The sequence below is a fragment of the Prevotella sp. 885 genome, assembly GCF_002265625.1.
GTDB lineage: Bacteria > Bacteroidota > Bacteroidia > Bacteroidales > Bacteroidaceae > Prevotella.
Genome location: NZ_NOVE01000064.1, coordinates 1 through 15,595 on the forward strand (window position 1 = coordinate 1; position 15,595 = coordinate 15,595).

Here is a 15,595-nt window from a genome sequence, read left to right on the forward strand (position 1 = left end):
TGCAGAATCTTTCAATGCAAAAGTCAAGCATTTCAGAGCACAACTTCGGGGTATCATTGACAAGAAATTCTTTCTCTTCAGACTAACAAGATTGTATGCTTAATCCACACACTTTTTCAGGTGAGCCCATTTTTCTTCTTGGAATGCTTTCATTGTCTAAAAGTCCCATAGCTGTAAATATTAAAATGTTATACAATAATCTGTTAAATAATCACGCCTTTTATGGCACCGGTCAAATTGACTTTCAGTCCTGCTTTTACAGGCATGGCCATGTTGGGGTCAACTGATCTTATCTTTCCTGAAGGAGTCTCTACAACCCAATTATTGGTTGTGATATTCCTCAACTGTATAGGATAACGGTCTCCAGGCACATTTATTACTTGAATATCTGGTTTATTGTCCATATCCACGTAAACTTTCGTGTTTGGTGTCAAAAGCACCTTACGGTCGTTGATTTGTAATGTACCGGCTATATCGAATGGTTTACCGCAGCACATGCACTTTGGTGTATTAGCATCCTCTACAAACGTCTCGTCTTTACATTCTGGACAAACAACCAGCATATCTCGTATTTGTTGGATAACATTCTGCCATTGTCTTTCAAGTTTTCGTTTGTTAGGATCACTAAGACATTCAGAACTGAATTCCTGAGTGAATGTTTCTCTCAATATTGCAGGAAAAGCATTCCAACGACGTAAGACATTATTGTGTACTCCACGAACTGGTCTATTGTTGGCGTTGACCTTATCATATATAAAGATAGGTTCACTTCCATAGAACTGTTTTTCGTACTTTTCTGTCATACATGGACAAGCTAACACGCGAGCACCTTCAAGTGGATGATTTGCATAAAACAACAGGAACAAAACTACAGAAAGAGAATATCTATCGGTCTGTTTGCTTGGCATTGCTTTACCCGTAACCACTTCTGGAGCCATATATCTGGCCTTGCCGAGAATACCTGAACTTACACCTTCTGGAGCAACATTGTCGTTATCACAGATTAGTACATCACCTGTATCAGGGTGAATAAAGAAGTTACCATCATTCAAATCCTGATAGCTCAATCCGGAAAGGTGTAGAGCTTTGAATCCCTCACAAATCTTCATCGCAGCATTTACCATCGCTTCAAAACTCTTGAATTTTGCACGAGCAAGAAGGTATTGCCCGAATTCATGATAGCCTTGTGGACGGAGTTTCATAATATAGCCATAGGTACCTTTCTGTTTCGTTGTTAGGTATTCTGGCCATAGGAACGCCTCGGATGGAGCTCCCTTGGTTACATTCTCTTCCAAATTGCGGTAGAACCAGTCTCCCATATTGTTGAAATACCATTTCAAGGCCATATTTTGCCCATTTACTTCAACAAGGTAAACAATTCCTTGTCCTCCACGACCAAGTTCTTTTATAATCTTAGCCTGTGCACCGTTAGTCAAACTAACGCTTTCGCCGATTTTTAATTCTATCATATCTTTAGTCTTTTATTATCATTAGAAACCACCACCAGATAAATCTACACTATCAGCTGCTTGCAGTGTGCTAGAACTACCACAGTTTGGACATGTGACAACTTCCTGCCCATGATAGCAAACTACTTTACCGCATCTATTGCAGATATAGAAGTTCTTCGATCCACAATAAGGACAGCCATTGAAGTTTTCGTCAAACATAACGGCTCCTCGAACATGGGTCTTGTCGTAACCTTCTCTCTTCGCTTGTTCCTTTTTTATTTTAAATGCCCAAGCGAAAGCGTAACTGCCTTCACGAGGATCAACTGTGATGCCGAAAGGCTCTTTTGTATTCTCACACATCGCCATTATTGCGAATGCATTTTTACTTAGCTTTGACATATCGTTATACGTTTTTTGTTTTCATGAATGTTGCAGTAAACTCCTTGCACTTACGCATGTCCTGTTTTGATGACGCAATCGAGTAGGGACTATATTTTTCAAACATGTCAAGTCCACGACCAAGTGTAATTGTCCATCCTGTATCTGTTTTGATACATCTGTCATGGAAGTCTCTGAATTTGTACGTAAACTCAATACCATAGGAAGCAAGATCATCCTTGATCTCATCAAGTTTGTCTATCAGATCTGGAATTTTTTCTTCCTCCTCATTAGTGATGAGATTGAGTTTCAAATCATCCACTGGGCGTGTATTGATAAGCATCAGAGCAAATTCCATAAAGTTCTTTACCTGCCAAGGAGCTCTAATATATGGATCTTCGACTGTAATTTCATTTGCTGTAGCCATGTATGGAGCGAAGAGCTTCTCGTAGCTTACACCTGTCTGTCCCATTCGGAAACTCATACTCTTCTCTTGAAGTACAGGAATGCGAGGGCGTTTGCCTACATGAGTTGCTGTTTCTGCTTGCTCATGCGCTGTAGCTTCTGGCATACCTTCATTCATCGGTTGTGTATCAGCATCTGTCAACTCTCCATTTGGATTTGTAGGAGCGTTGATTGGTACAATAAGCTGATTGCTCACTTTCTCCAAAGTCTCCACACTCATCTCTATACCTGTTTTCAGGTTGATGTACTTGAACTTTGCAGGCTCTGCCATGAAAGTTTCATCAATCACATAGAGCTGATCCTTCACACGTTTACGACCTTCTGCAGCAAAGTCAACCAACTCATAAGCCTCCTGGTCTGTCATCTTACCATCAGGATAGATAAGTTTCATCATGCCAGAGAAAGTCTTACGGATAGCAAGGTGGTCACGCTCTGAGAGTGAACCGTCAAACTTTGCATAGTCATTCAGCACTGCAGTTCTGTCATCATTGCGCATCTCGTGAAGCACGGCTGCAATGTAGTCTGTTATAAGACCATATCCCTTGGAGAAACTGTTCTTCTTCAACATCTTGATTTCCCAACCTGGATTATAGAGATGGATTCGGTCGAGGAACGCACCCTTGATGAATTGGGTAGGAATACTCTCAAACAGATGGCTGTTCTTCAACATGTATGGAACAGTATGTTTAGTATTACCTACGAAAGACATGGATGCACTTGCCTCGTGAGTTCCCTTACCACGGTTGAACGACTTGTTGGCAAGATAGTTCTGCATCGTGTCGATGAGCACAGCATCCACATTACGGCCTTTCTGCTGCTCAAACTCGTCCCATGCCACTACATCCCAATAGCCTACCAGTCCGAGAATCTCCTTGTTTCCCTGGATTTTCACGAAAAGTCGGGCTGAGGTTACGTCACCACCGCTGACAAGTACGCCATAAGGAGACAGTTCCTGGAACACATGAGACTTACCTGTACCCTTTGGACCCAATTCCATAAAATTGAAGTTGTTCTCAACATGAGGGAGAAGACGAGCCAAAGTGATGAACTTCTCACGGCGGTTCATTGCCTCAGGGTTCAGACCCACGGTGTGCATTAGGAAGTCAATCCACTCCTCTGTAGTGAAGTTTTTACGTTGGTCGATATATTCCTGCAGGTCGATATTTGAAATCTGGATAGGCTTCAATGTCTGGATTTCCCATCTCACCTTGACGTTTTCACCACTGATATAGCCAATGGTAACGATGCACCAAACTCCATTGCCACTAAGCAATTTTGGGTTCTTACGTACGTAGTCTGTACCGATAGGCACTCCTGTCAATCCCAGGTTGGCAAATGTAGCCTGATACTCATCGTTTTTCTCGTTGAGTACAACGGTCACTTTATCGATGATGCGATGTCTGCCGTTCTCACGTATGATACCTTTTACCGATTCTGCTTCAGCACGGTGAACATAGTTGTTTTGGATCACTTGCTTCACCTTTTCCAAACCTTCGTTGATGATTTCTTCATCATCACTGGCGCAATACTGCCCCAGCAGGTATTCCAACACGTATGTAGGAACAGGCAGGCCTCCCTTCACGAGGAAAGCCAAATCCTTTCTTACCACCTTGCCGATGAAGGCATTCATTACTTTCTGTTGTAAATCCATATGCAGTATTCCTTAAAAATCTTGTTCTATCATTGTATTGTTCTTCACTGTCTCACGCACAAGTGGGTTCAGTTTGTCATCCACATCGTAGATTCTAAGCTGTAACATACTTGCATTGACAGATTTATTCAAATTGAGTGTCACTTCAAATACACGATTGTTCAAGTTCGTTGCATCGGTGCTATTCAGTGTCACTTCCTTTTCCTGGGTTACAGGATCGTCACCATTATAAATACAGCAAACAACCTTACGCTCCATCACGGTCATGCTTACAGCTTCCGACTGTATCATCTGGAACTTCAGGCGGCTACTTACCATATTCAGGTTGTGGCTCATCAGAGCTACGCCCACCTTTTCTGTCTTGTTTGTTTTCTTACGCACGCTCTTAATAATAGGAATAATCATTTCCTGAAGTGAAGCGCCACCATGAGCAAAATTGTAGCCACCTGGTGCAGCCAGGCGGTTAGTCCCGATAGGCACTGCAACCTGCAACGGCGTGGTACTCTTGATAGAAGAAACTTTGTCAAGAGGAAATTTTACAATATCCTCAAAAGTATCGTTACTATCTGTAAGATAATATCTTGTCTTTTTCTCTATAGCAGAGTCTGTAATGCTATGCTTGTCCTTATCTTCAAACTTCATATCATTATAGAGGAATCCATGATCTGCAGTAAGAAGTACATTTGTTACATTCCAAGTTGCATGCAGACGTTTTATCAATACTGTCAGTTGCTCAATGGCTTTTCTGCAAGCACTGATTACCTCAAACGGACTTTGGGAATGTCCGGCTTCATCTATCGTATCATAGAAAATATACACCAATGGACGTTTAAAGAGTTCACGCATGGATTGTGCGTCGCCGTTCATCACGTCTTCATAGCGTGTACAGATGGCTCCTTCCCGATATTTGCCCAGATGGGCAGTCCGCTGTTCAGTAGTTGTCAGCAGGGTTCCATCCACCATCATATCTGTGCCATTCAATTCCAGCGAGTGATGAGGGAGGAGGGCAGGCTTGCAATACTTGGTTTCCGTAGGAAGCATTGCCTGGTATGCATCTATTGTAGCAATATGCTTTTCCTTTGCCAGTTCCTGCATCAGTTCCTTTGCCACCTCATATCTCAGCGCATCGCATACGATGACAACCTGCTTCACGCTGGTATCTGACTCATTCTTGTAGAAATCTTCCTGACGCTTTAATCCGGTCTCAGTAAACCATGCGCCTTTTTCTTCGACGCATGTCAGCCATTCGAGGTTAAGAACGTTAGTCATCTTAGCATATTCCAAGTCCAACTGGCGCTTGGCAGAACTCAATGTCTGCTCTATAGGATTCTCCTTCGTGATGAGTTCGTGGTATGCTTCCAGTGTACGGCGATAGTAGAGATCTACAAGATAGAACTCTTCTGTATATTTTTCTATATACTCCTTGGTGCTGTTGAGTTTCAGCGTTCCAAGACCTCTTACCTGAGCATAGTATAAAGCTGACTGCTCTATGAATCGGATGGCAATCTGAATGTCACTATCTACAGGAAGCTTCAATGACAACTCACGCATGCGGTCGTTCACCTGCTCCGGGTCTGCCATCAGCTTTTCTTCTACAATCTCTTTCAGTATTGGCCAGCAGAGTGACTCTGTAAGATAGTAGTAGTTGGCATCAATACCATAGATATTGATGATTTCCTCTTCCTTGATGTCTGCTGCCAAAATACCCATTGCCTGGGCAAACTTCTCTGACAGTTGGCGGTCGTGGGTACCCAACTCATAGATTTTGTTCACCTGGTCAAGTACTACAGAATTGCTGATTTTGTACTGTTTGTAGGTGTCTCCCGGTACTGCGTCTAAAAGCTGAGTGATGCTATTGTACTTCAGGCTCTCTGCAACGTTTTTCATCTTGATGGCAGCGTTAAAGTTAGGAGTTAAGCCAAAGAGCTTATCCAACTTTTCTGATAAAGCCTTTGAAGCATCAAAATTCTTGCTGAGCTTATACCAGAAATCAGTACGCTTTTTCTCTTCTGCTATTCCATCCAGAATAATCATCTTGATGATGAGCTGTTCCCATTCCTGCAGCTTCTTCTCGCCAAGATAATTGGAAATGAAGGCACGACAAACCATATCCTCGCTGAACGATGTACTGTCGATATGTCCATTAAGGATGTTGCTTACCTTAGACGACATGATTTCGCCAATATTCTTCTTCACGAAACTGCGGAATTTTTCAGGAAGATTATACTGCTGCATGAAGCTGGCGTAGTCTTCTTCCTTATATTCCATGTTGGCTTTCAGCATGTCGAGTAGAGGGAAGCTGAGCTGTTGTTCCTCTGTATGAGGATAAACCTGTTCCGGGAAGAGCAGAACCACATGCTTGTCCTTCCAATCATTCTCGATGGCATACTTGGCATTGAACCACGCTCCATCAAATACCTTATATATATAGTCGTCATTCCACTGCTTCATCTCATCCAGTTCGTTCTGGATGATGTTCATCCTGTCGAAGATGAAGAGCACATGAAGTTGAGGATTGCGCTCGAAGTAATTGTATATTCTATCTTGTACCATATTCTTGAATGCTTTTATGCGGATAACACTCATTCTCTTATTGAGAACATAAGATATATATTCTATATTGTATTGATTCCTTCATTTAAACACCAAACAGCATTTGACCGAGTTCCTCTTGTTTGACTTCCACTCTTTCTGTTGGAAAGATTGTAGAAGTAGCAAGAGAAGTTTTTCGAGACAACAAATCATCTAAAGTTTCATCAAAAGATTTGATGTCTGCTCTTACTGCCATTGGATAGTAAACGAATACATCTTTGGTCTGTCCAATACGATATGCACGGTCAGTAGCCTGATTTTCTTTTGCAGGATTCCAATGTCTGCTATAATGGATAACATGATTGGCAGCAGTAACATTGAGTCCCATACCTGCTGCTACAGGTGACATAATAATCACGTTAAAACCATCAACAACTTGAAATTCGTCTATACTTGATTGTCTTGACTGCTTGTTTGGCATATTCCTCTTAACGATAGATGGCGTATCACCATTTATGATTTTAGTAATGATGCCATATCTTTCAAGGCAAAGCTTCTGAAGCATTTTTTGTGTCTCCTTGCGTTCCACGAAGATAATAACTTTCTCTTCTTTTTTCTTAATTTCGTCAAGGAACTTAATTGTAGCTTGCAATCTTGCACTGGTTTCAACAATCTCATCAGTTTCGTGATTGAGAAGAGTTGAATCATAAAGATACGGATGCTCTGAAACCTCACGTAGGTGCATGATTGTAACGAGCATATTGGGCTGTATGCCACTCGTATAGTCATTCACAACAGAGGCATAGGTCTCCTTTTGTACAGGTGGCATAAGCACTTTTTCTTTTAATTCGATTTTGTCAGGCAAATCCTTTGCGGCATCTTTTTTCAGTCGTCGCATAAAGTATACACCAAGTTTGTCATGAACTTCGTTGCCTAAAGCTACAATATCTGTATCTTCCTTCTTTAGAGGATTCTGGTATTGAGCAGCAAATGCCTTTGCATTACCTAGAAGACCTGGCACACAGAAGTCCATAATACACCACAAATCCAGCAGAGAGTTCTCTACAGGAGTACCTGTCATGGCTATTTTGAAGTTACATTTTAAAGCCTTAGCTGCATTCGTGACAAGTGTACCTGGCGATTTTATTTTCTGTGCTTCGTCCAAAGCAACCACATCAAATTCTACAGCACAGAAGTTTAATTGAGAGATGCGCAGTGATTCATAATTTGTAAGAATGATATCCATCTCTTGCATCTTATCTACTATGCTCTTATCGAACTTTCTTGTTACATCTTTTGATGTAAGCATATTGATTTTCATGCGAGGTTGCATGAAGAATCTTTCATACTCATTCTTCCAGTTTTCTAATAGAGATATTGGTGCAACAATAAGATACGGCTTATGATTGGCATACTTGCGTGAATGCCAGTCTATAAAATAAAGTATCTGTAGAGTCTTACCAAGTCCCATATCATCAGCCATCAGGCATCCACTGGCTTTACTCTGATAAAGGTGTTGCAACCATGCCACGCCCTCTTTTTGATGGTCTTTAAGAGAGAACCCTTCTTGAAGGAACGGATCTGTGAAAAGCGTATATTTATCACCTTTCTCTATAGTTCTTTCCTTTACCGCAAATCCCAACTCTTCGGCATTTTCTTCAATAATGAGTACATTTCTCGCTTCATTGCCATTCTCACTTTCAACTTTTGCTGGCTGTGAAGGATCCTTCAGCTGCTTTTCTGCAGTTTGAGCTAGAAACATTGCATCTTCGATATCAAGTTGAGTATTGTTGTATTCGACAATGCCTTTTTTGTTTTCTTTTGCTGATTGGATTTCTCTCTTCAGTTTTTCTAATTCTTCTTCACTGTTAATGGTGACTTTTGTTGTGCCATTTTGGGGTGTTTCAACAGTAGCACCAGCAATCCAGCAGGATTTATATGGACAAATGAAAGGATAGAACTTTGGCTTATATACACCTATTTCAATCACTCTGTCACTATACAGTTCAGATAAATCAAAAGAATTAGGGTCAAAGAATTCAGTTGGTTGTTCTATCATCTTCTGAATTTCTTCTCTGGTCTTGTGCTTTCCGCACTGTTCTTTCAGATAGTGCAGGTTTTCTTTCTGTTCCTTATTGAGCACAATACGAACACGTTCACCGTTTTCACGCTGAACTGGATATTGAGCTTGTACTTTACGCATTTTGTCAAAATACGTTTGGAATTTATCATTTTCTTCAATATTAACAGCTGGTTCTACTGTAAATCCCTCATCATCTCGTCCGATTTCAATCTTAATACGCTCTGGCGCATATACATTTTCGTTTTCAAGATAACTGTCCAATTGACAACCAGCCTGTTCTGCAAGCGCTTTAATCTCTGCAAAACAGCGAAGATTATAATCTGTTGTTTTATCTTCTTCTGGTGTAGAATTGAAAGCATCAACTCTGTTGAGTAAAGCATACTGAGCTTCATTGAGTAAGTATTTGTCACGTCCTTTGACTAAGATATTACCACCTCTCTCACATACTATCAATTCTCCATCAGGAACATAGGTGAGAAACTCCACTTTATATTCAAAGTCAGATAAGTTGAGCATACTTGTGCCAACGAGACGCATAGCTTTATCGTATGGCTGTGGTACTCCAAGAAGTATTCTTTCATCCTCATCCAAAAGATATATATTCTCGTAAGGTAACAAGCAACCTTCCTTAGAAGCATAAGCATAGCCATTATCTACCAATGTTGCAAGAGGCAAATAGTAGATACAATCATCCGTGGCCTTCCATTCTTGAAAATGGAGGTCGTGACCATTGTAATTGACAATGAACATGATGCCTTTACTGTTTATAATCTGACTTAACATAATTGTTTCTAAATTTTTACTCTAATAAAATCATTTTTATTATATTCTTGTTTATACATGAGACCGCCACCAGCTTCTTTTATGTAGCCGATAGAAAATTCATTACCACTTTTTGAATGAACGATTTGTTGCCATCCATTTGTGTTCGGTCTTTTTATCCAAATGCTACCTGTAGGCTTGGCTCCACCAACAAGAGGGCGTATATGAACATATTGTTGTCCTTTTGAAATGTTTATATAGAAACCTTTATGGTTGCATACAATTCTACATTTGTCATGTGCTATCCATTTACTGGAAACTGACCATGAGATTTTGGTTTCATAAACAACTTGCTTGTTATTTGATGGTGGTGGAGTAGTGGACTTAGCCTCATTTCTGACATTCGGCTCTTTGTTCTCTACTCTTGCCGATGGTCTCAAATATTCTGGGACATCATCAAACAATGTTTTTTCAACAGGTTTGGTCTTTGGCTGATATTTTTCTTTTGGAATAGGCTTTGCCTTAAACAAATCATTGTCCTTTGATTCCAAGAAAGATACACTCGTATTACTTGAAGATAACACCATTTCTTGCATCCAACCATTCAAACGATCCTGCCAATGACCCTGATGGGTCATACGTCCCTCCTTGTAGTGAGTTTTATAGCCCCAATCACTAATTTCGATAAGATTATTCATTGAAGGAATCTTTAAATCGGCAGTACTGTTAATCAGTCTTCTGTTATTAGTAACCAGTTTAACCTTTTGATGCTTATGATTGTAAACATACAAGGCACCTGTATCAGAAAACTCTACAATCATTTTATCCTTCATGAACAATACAAGAGCTGAAGTTTGCGAAGTGCGAGACTCTGTCTCTATATAAAATTTTAAGAATATACCGCTTACACGGCTATCTCCTTGCAACAAGCGTTTTGTGGCAGTTGAACCTACAATTCTAAAGGCGCTGACAGATTCAACATACTTGAGCCAGAAGATTTTACGGTCTCTGTCTTGCACACAAACTTCAAAGAAAGTTTCGATAATCTTCCGATTGAACCAAAGATTTACAAGTTGCTTGGCCTTTTTAAGCTTCTGGGCTTCTTTTTCTGTTGCTCCAATAAACGGTGCCCATGTAGAAGTCAATGTAATATCACCAAGTATTCTGTTGGCAAATTTGCATAATTTTGTACGTTTCAATTCGTCACCGCTTTCATTAACACGCGAAACTAAATCTGCAAATATCAGTTTCTTGGTGCGATCATTATCATGAAGTTCAATAACAGACTCAACATAGTCGAAATCGGTTATTTTGTTGGCTTCAAAGAAGTTAACAATCACATCAGAATAGTAAGATTGACTAATAGAAGCAGACTTGTTGCAAAAGTATGATGGTGCATCTTTTAAATCCTGTTTCTTTTGAGTCAACAAAGCACATAAACGTCGTGGACCAGCTTCATCAAAGAGATTGGCATGATTCTTCATCGCCATATACTTTTTGTTGTTGTCCTTATAAGCTTGTAACTTCTTTCTGAGAAGCTCACATGTCTGCGCACGAAATTCTGGATCTATCATGTTCCATGTGTCAAGGCAATAGAATGACAATCCATTGAAAAATAAGTCTCTCCAGTTTGTATCAAGAAGAGTTAATGCATACTGATAAGCGCCTTCATTGCCCTGCAATTTCATGAGGTAATACGATACAATGCGAAGTTCACGAATACTCCAGATACTCATATCCTGATTATTCTCCTTTGCATTCTTGATTACCTTCATGATGACTTCGTCAATCGTCTGTTGGGAAACTTTTACTGTTGTGTCTGTCATCATGCGCTCCTCAATTTCTTTTAAGGTACGCATGTCGCGGTTGATGGCCAACTCTGTTTGATGGTCAACAGCACGGTCTGCTTGCAAGTGGAAATCCTGCAAGATACCTTTATTGATATTTAAGAGTGCATATATATCTTCCATTATTTTTTCTTATTTATTAATCGCTTGTTAGCAATATCTTCCAACTGCTTTTCTGCGTTTGTTCTTACTCGAAACTCAACACGTCGAGACAGAAATTTATCTTCTTCACCATTTTTCTTGTAAATCAGATGGCTTGATGATAAGCCGTTGGCTGTTACGAGTTTCTTCATCCAAATAATATCATTTGGTGGCATCAAACCAAAACAATATTGGAGTACAGATCTTGTTCTGTCCTGTGACAACTCCATGTTTGAGTAGTAGCCTCCATTACTATTGGTATGCCCCTCGATACGTATCTCAACTATGTTGTCGCGATATTCCGGGCGTTTCAGAACTGCGATATATCTAGGAAAGAAATCATTTAGAATCTCCTTGAATCTTGGCTTCAATTCCTGTTTGCCTTCATCAAACAACATTGACGGTTCTTGAAAACGTATGCACAGTGAAGAGTCGATGGTTGCTCTCCATGTTGCCAAATCATCTTTGAACTCCTTTTGAAGGTCTATATATAATTGCGTCTTGGTCTTATCGTATTTCTTGACGATTTCTTCATCTTGTTCTGCATTTTTTTGCACCTGTAAAAGTGCTCCCATCAGCAGCAGAATAAAAATGAATAGAAGACCAGCCATCAAGTCACCTGTAGAGAGTGAAAATGCATTTTCTTCTCTGCCTTCGTATTCAATATGTCTTTTCTTCATTATTTCTTATAACGTGAAATTGTATCAGTCAACATTTCTGTAACTTCATTCTGTCGTTCGATAGTTGATGCCAAGGCACCTGTTGTCTGAGTGAGACTAGAAGTGTAGCTTGCAAGATACTTGTCTGTGGTATCTTTAACAGTGCGACTATATTCTGTCAAGCCACTTTGCAATTGAGAGAAGATAGAACCAAGTCCTTGTTTGATGAGATCGAACTTTTGTACATACTCATCTGACAACTCCCCAGAGTTTTTGAGCATTTCAGTAACTTGATCAATACCTTTTTGACTTGCAGTCTGGAGTTGAGCTAGTCTTGCAGCATAGTCGTTTTGTCCCTTATTGAACAATTCGGTTGCAAGCTTCATATCACTACTGATAGTACGAAGATTGCTGGTACTTACAGTTATCTCACCCTGAGCTTGTTTGAAACCATTCATTGTGCCGGTTACATACTCATTCATCTTTTCCAATCTCTCCAAACCTACATTGAAATTCTCAAGCAGCTTCTTTGTTTGAGAGGTTGTATCTTCCTGGAGAGCAATAAGGTCTGTTTGCTTGCTGTTGATGTCATCTGTGATACCCTTGACAGATTGCTGTACCGAGTTAGAAAGGGTAGAGATAGTACCTGTAAGGAATGATCCCATCTTTTCTGCAGCATCAGCAAGTTTGCTAACCATTTGATTGCTTTGCTCTTGTGATGATTGAGAGATTCCTGACATGACTTCTTTGACCTCTGTGATGGCATTACTGATAGCTCCTGTAGCATAAGTAATCTGCTCTTGCATCTGCTGCATAGCTGTTGAATTGGCATTCGCAGAGGTGTTTGAAATCTCAGAAATAGCATGTTTGACTTCTTCGATAGTAACTTGCAGTGTAGCAGATATATTCTCCATGTTTTTAGGGAAATCTGCCATTGCTTGTGTTGCGGTACCAAGCTGCATCGCAAGATTTTCAAGTTCTGATGTTGCAGACCCAGAAAGACCCGTACTAAACTCATTTAAGAGTGATTGCATGCTTTGCTTCAACTCATCTACCACATTCTGCATCATATCGGTAGCTGGAGATGAAACCGTATCTGCCATCTTATCGATATGTTCTACAACAGCCTTGGTGGTGGCATCAACACTTTCCATAAGTGGTACAATCTTTTGTTGCATCTGTCGTGAGAGCGTCTCATCAAAGCCCTGGTTTAGTTCCATTGCCAAATCGGTAGAGAATGACATGAGAGCTTTTGATTGCTTAGTATTCTCAGTAAGAATCTCACGTATAGCATTACCTATTGTGACATTTTGACCTTCTGCATTTGTATAAGTAAGTTTATTAGCTATTTCTAATGTCTGCTGCTGAAGATCATTTTTCAAAGCTTTATATAACTGGTTGACTATATTCTGTTGATTAATATTTGCTAACACGAGGTCATCTATATAATACTCAGAATCCAACTTGTCTGTTAGTTCTTTGACATCTTTATATAGTCTATGTCTTAATGCTTTATCAGCAGCTGTAAATAAAATAGAGAATGTCATACCGAGCAATGATGTCAAGAATGCAGTACCCATACCAGCCAATAATCCTTGAATACTTTCATTGATTCTTTCTGTATTGCTACTATCAAAACCTTTAATACCCAATGTCAAACCAAGGAACGTACCAAGGAGACCTAAACCAACGAGAGTTCCTGCTGCAGTGTCGAGCATTCGTAAGTTAAGTTTGTTATATTTACACACGCTATAGTCATTAATATACTCAGAGGCAGGAATATTAGATTTCTTGCCATCGTGTGTCTCAATATTGATAGTTTTACTATAAGTCTCCGCAAGGGGAGCAATCTTGGTTTCTTTGAGAGAATCCAAGATGTTGTCATTATTAAGGAGCTTTTTTATTGCTTCCTTAATATTGTACAACTTATACTCTTCCTTACAAAATAGCAGGAAGACGATTATAATGACTGCGGCCGAAGCCCATGTTGTAAAATCAGACATAATCTATATCTTTCGTTTTAATATTCAAATGTAATAATCTCTTTAATATTTACTTTGCACTCATCTTCATCGGTAATATACCAATAAGATAGAGAGTTTGAATAAGTGCGTTCTGTATCGATAATACAATTGTTACTTTATTTTCTGTAAAATATCTCCGAACTTGGCGTAGTTCACTACCACACCATCATCAAGGTCGAAGCTGATGGCTTGTTCGGCTACTACCTGCAGGCGCTCGTGATACTCACGGCACTCGTTGAGTTGCTTCTGCAGAGCCTGCAGTTGCTTGGACTCTTTGGTAGAGAGTTCGGCACGGCGAGCATCGAACTTGTCGATTTCTGACTCCAGATGTTCGATGTAAGGGAGGAGATACTTCGAGCGCACACGCTCTGCGGTGTAGGCATTCATGCGATGCATGTAGGCGATGACCTGGAAGGCACCCTTCTTGGATGAGAACAGCCAGTAGATAGGGCGGTTCTGATACATCTTCTTGTGGTCTTTCCAGAAGTCCTTTACGAAGTATTGCTCCAGCGGCTTGCCCAGGCATTTCTCCACGTAGTTCAGGTTCTCCACATGCTCCTCGTTGCCCAATGCCACACGGATGAAGTCGGCAAAGCGGGCTGAGGCGTTGTCTGAGAAGCCACAGTCGTTAGGCATGAGCGGCATAATGCCGTCGTCGTCTATTTGCCACTGTTCACCCTTGTATTCGTAAGGAGCAATCTCCTCATCGGTTGGGTTAGGGTGGGCAATGTGAAGTCCCGGTTTGTCGAGACGGTAGCGACCGAGCATACAGCCCACAGCGTAGCTGATGAGTTGTTTGGTCATTACATCCTCGTTCCAGGTAATACAATCCTCTTTAACATTAATCTCACCCTGCTGAAGGATGGTGATTTCATTCAATGGAACATCAGGAGTCAGCTCGTCTTGCAGGCCATAGATGTCGATGAACTGGCGGTTGAGCTCTTCCTCGTTCTTATGCAGCTGCATGAACTTGCGCTCCCACTTTGTCTTGTATTGCTCCATGCGCCATTCCAGGCTGCCTAACTTTGGGGCAGCAGGGGAGAGGCTGATATGTTCGCCCGTCTCCTCGAAATGCTTCTCTATCTTGTAATCGATGTTCTCCATGTAGGTGGAGGTGTCGATGGATAGAAGCTCGTTGCGCTGGAAATCCCAGGAAGTTTCGTGGGCGTCCCAGTCGGATTTGCTGATGGCGATATTTGTCTCGACTAAATCTGACAAATTTGAGTCTTCGATATCCATGTAAGGTATTCTGCCCATTGGACCTTCATGATAATCCAAAGTAGGGGCTAATGTCTGAAGAAAAGCAGATACTAATGGACTATTTAAATAGCCCATAATAATATTGTTCTTCTTTTCATCTTCAGGGAAACATACAGAACCTTTAGTTTCAAAAAGCCAACTTTTATCAAAGTATCTGAAAGATGGCTTTCCCGATGCAATAGTGGACCAAGTTGCTCCGCATTTAGTAAAATATCGGCTCATCCGATAAAGTCCGTGGCATCCCTACCCAAATATATCAACGATACATGATAGATTTTCCGTAAAGATGTTTACCTTTGCTGTATGAAAAATGATGTCAGCATTAATATGTACAAGGGACTT

The 15,595-nt window shown here is 40.6% G+C and carries 9 protein-coding genes and 1 pseudogene; 1 reads left to right on the forward strand and 9 read right to left on the reverse strand.

Annotated features, from left to right (window positions below; genetic code table 11):
* Positions 1-103 (forward strand): annotated as a pseudogene (locus tag CHL74_RS16400) (ISAon1 family transposase); the annotation flags it as partial.
* A 100-nt stretch (positions 104-203) separates the two neighbouring features.
* Here the strand turns inward: CHL74_RS16400 and CHL74_RS13585 are convergent.
* The 9 genes from CHL74_RS13585 to CHL74_RS13625 form a co-directional block, all read right to left on the reverse strand.
* Positions 204-1,469 carry a protein kinase domain-containing protein gene (locus CHL74_RS13585; RefSeq protein WP_094881746.1) on the reverse strand — a complete coding sequence of 422 codons (1,266 nt, stop codon included), beginning with the start codon at positions 1,467-1,469 and terminating at the stop codon, positions 204-206.
* 21 nt (positions 1,470-1,490) lie between these two features.
* Positions 1,491-1,850, reverse strand: coding sequence for a TerY-C metal binding domain-containing protein (locus CHL74_RS13590; protein ID WP_094881747.1), 360 nt, complete (start codon positions 1,848-1,850; stop codon positions 1,491-1,493).
* Between the two features lie 4 nt (positions 1,851-1,854).
* Entirely contained in the window at positions 1,855-3,945 is a 2,091-nt protein-coding gene (brxL, locus tag CHL74_RS13595) for a BREX system Lon protease-like protein BrxL (RefSeq protein WP_094881748.1), read from the reverse strand.
* A gap of 12 nt (positions 3,946-3,957) precedes the next feature.
* Entirely contained in the window at positions 3,958-6,498 is a 2,541-nt protein-coding gene (gene pglZ / locus CHL74_RS13600; protein WP_094881752.1) for a BREX-1 system phosphatase PglZ type A, read from the reverse strand.
* Positions 6,499-6,583: 85 nt separating this feature from the next.
* Positions 6,584-9,343 (reverse strand): DEAD/DEAH box helicase, encoded by a 2,760-nt coding sequence (locus CHL74_RS13605; protein WP_094881749.1) that lies wholly within the window; start codon positions 9,341-9,343, stop codon positions 6,584-6,586.
* An 8-nt stretch (positions 9,344-9,351) separates the two neighbouring features.
* Positions 9,352-11,292, reverse strand: coding sequence for an EH signature domain-containing protein (locus CHL74_RS13610; protein WP_094881750.1), 1,941 nt, complete (start codon positions 11,290-11,292; stop codon positions 9,352-9,354).
* Positions 11,292-11,990: an OmpA family protein gene (locus CHL74_RS13615; protein WP_024989267.1), complete on the reverse strand. Its 699-nt coding sequence runs from the start codon at positions 11,988-11,990 to the stop codon at positions 11,292-11,294. The genes CHL74_RS13610 and CHL74_RS13615 overlap by 1 nt, the downstream gene beginning before the upstream one ends.
* Positions 11,990-13,972, reverse strand: coding sequence for a MotA/TolQ/ExbB proton channel family protein (locus CHL74_RS13620; RefSeq protein WP_094881751.1), 1,983 nt, complete (start codon positions 13,970-13,972; stop codon positions 11,990-11,992). The genes CHL74_RS13615 and CHL74_RS13620 overlap by 1 nt, the downstream gene beginning before the upstream one ends.
* 132 nt (positions 13,973-14,104) lie before the next feature.
* Positions 14,105-15,211 (reverse strand): BREX-1 system adenine-specific DNA-methyltransferase PglX, encoded by a 1,107-nt coding sequence (locus tag CHL74_RS13625; RefSeq protein ID WP_254923317.1) that lies wholly within the window; start codon positions 15,209-15,211, stop codon positions 14,105-14,107.
* Positions 15,212-15,595: the final 384 nt, after the last annotated feature.

What these genes read in the sequence shown, in the direction of transcription:
- CHL74_RS13585 (WP_094881746.1), bottom strand. Translation starts at nt 1,469, where the DNA reads ATGATAGAATTAAAAATCGGCGAAAGCGTTAGTTTGACTAACGGTGCA.
- CHL74_RS13590 (WP_094881747.1), bottom strand. Translation starts at nt 1,850, where the DNA reads ATGTCAAAGCTAAGTAAAAATGCATTCGCAATAATGGCGATGTGTGAG.
- brxL (WP_094881748.1), bottom strand. Translation starts at nt 3,945, where the DNA reads ATGGATTTACAACAGAAAGTAATGAATGCCTTCATCGGCAAGGTGGTA.
- pglZ (WP_094881752.1), bottom strand. Translation starts at nt 6,498, where the DNA reads ATGGTACAAGATAGAATATACAATTACTTCGAGCGCAATCCTCAACTT.
- CHL74_RS13605 (WP_094881749.1), bottom strand. Translation starts at nt 9,343, where the DNA reads ATGTTAAGTCAGATTATAAACAGTAAAGGCATCATGTTCATTGTCAAT.
- CHL74_RS13610 (WP_094881750.1), bottom strand. Translation starts at nt 11,292, where the DNA reads ATGGAAGATATATATGCACTCTTAAATATCAATAAAGGTATCTTGCAG.
- CHL74_RS13615 (WP_024989267.1), bottom strand. Translation starts at nt 11,990, where the DNA reads ATGAAGAAAAGACATATTGAATACGAAGGCAGAGAAGAAAATGCATTT.
- CHL74_RS13620 (WP_094881751.1), bottom strand. Translation starts at nt 13,972, where the DNA reads ATGTCTGATTTTACAACATGGGCTTCGGCCGCAGTCATTATAATCGTC.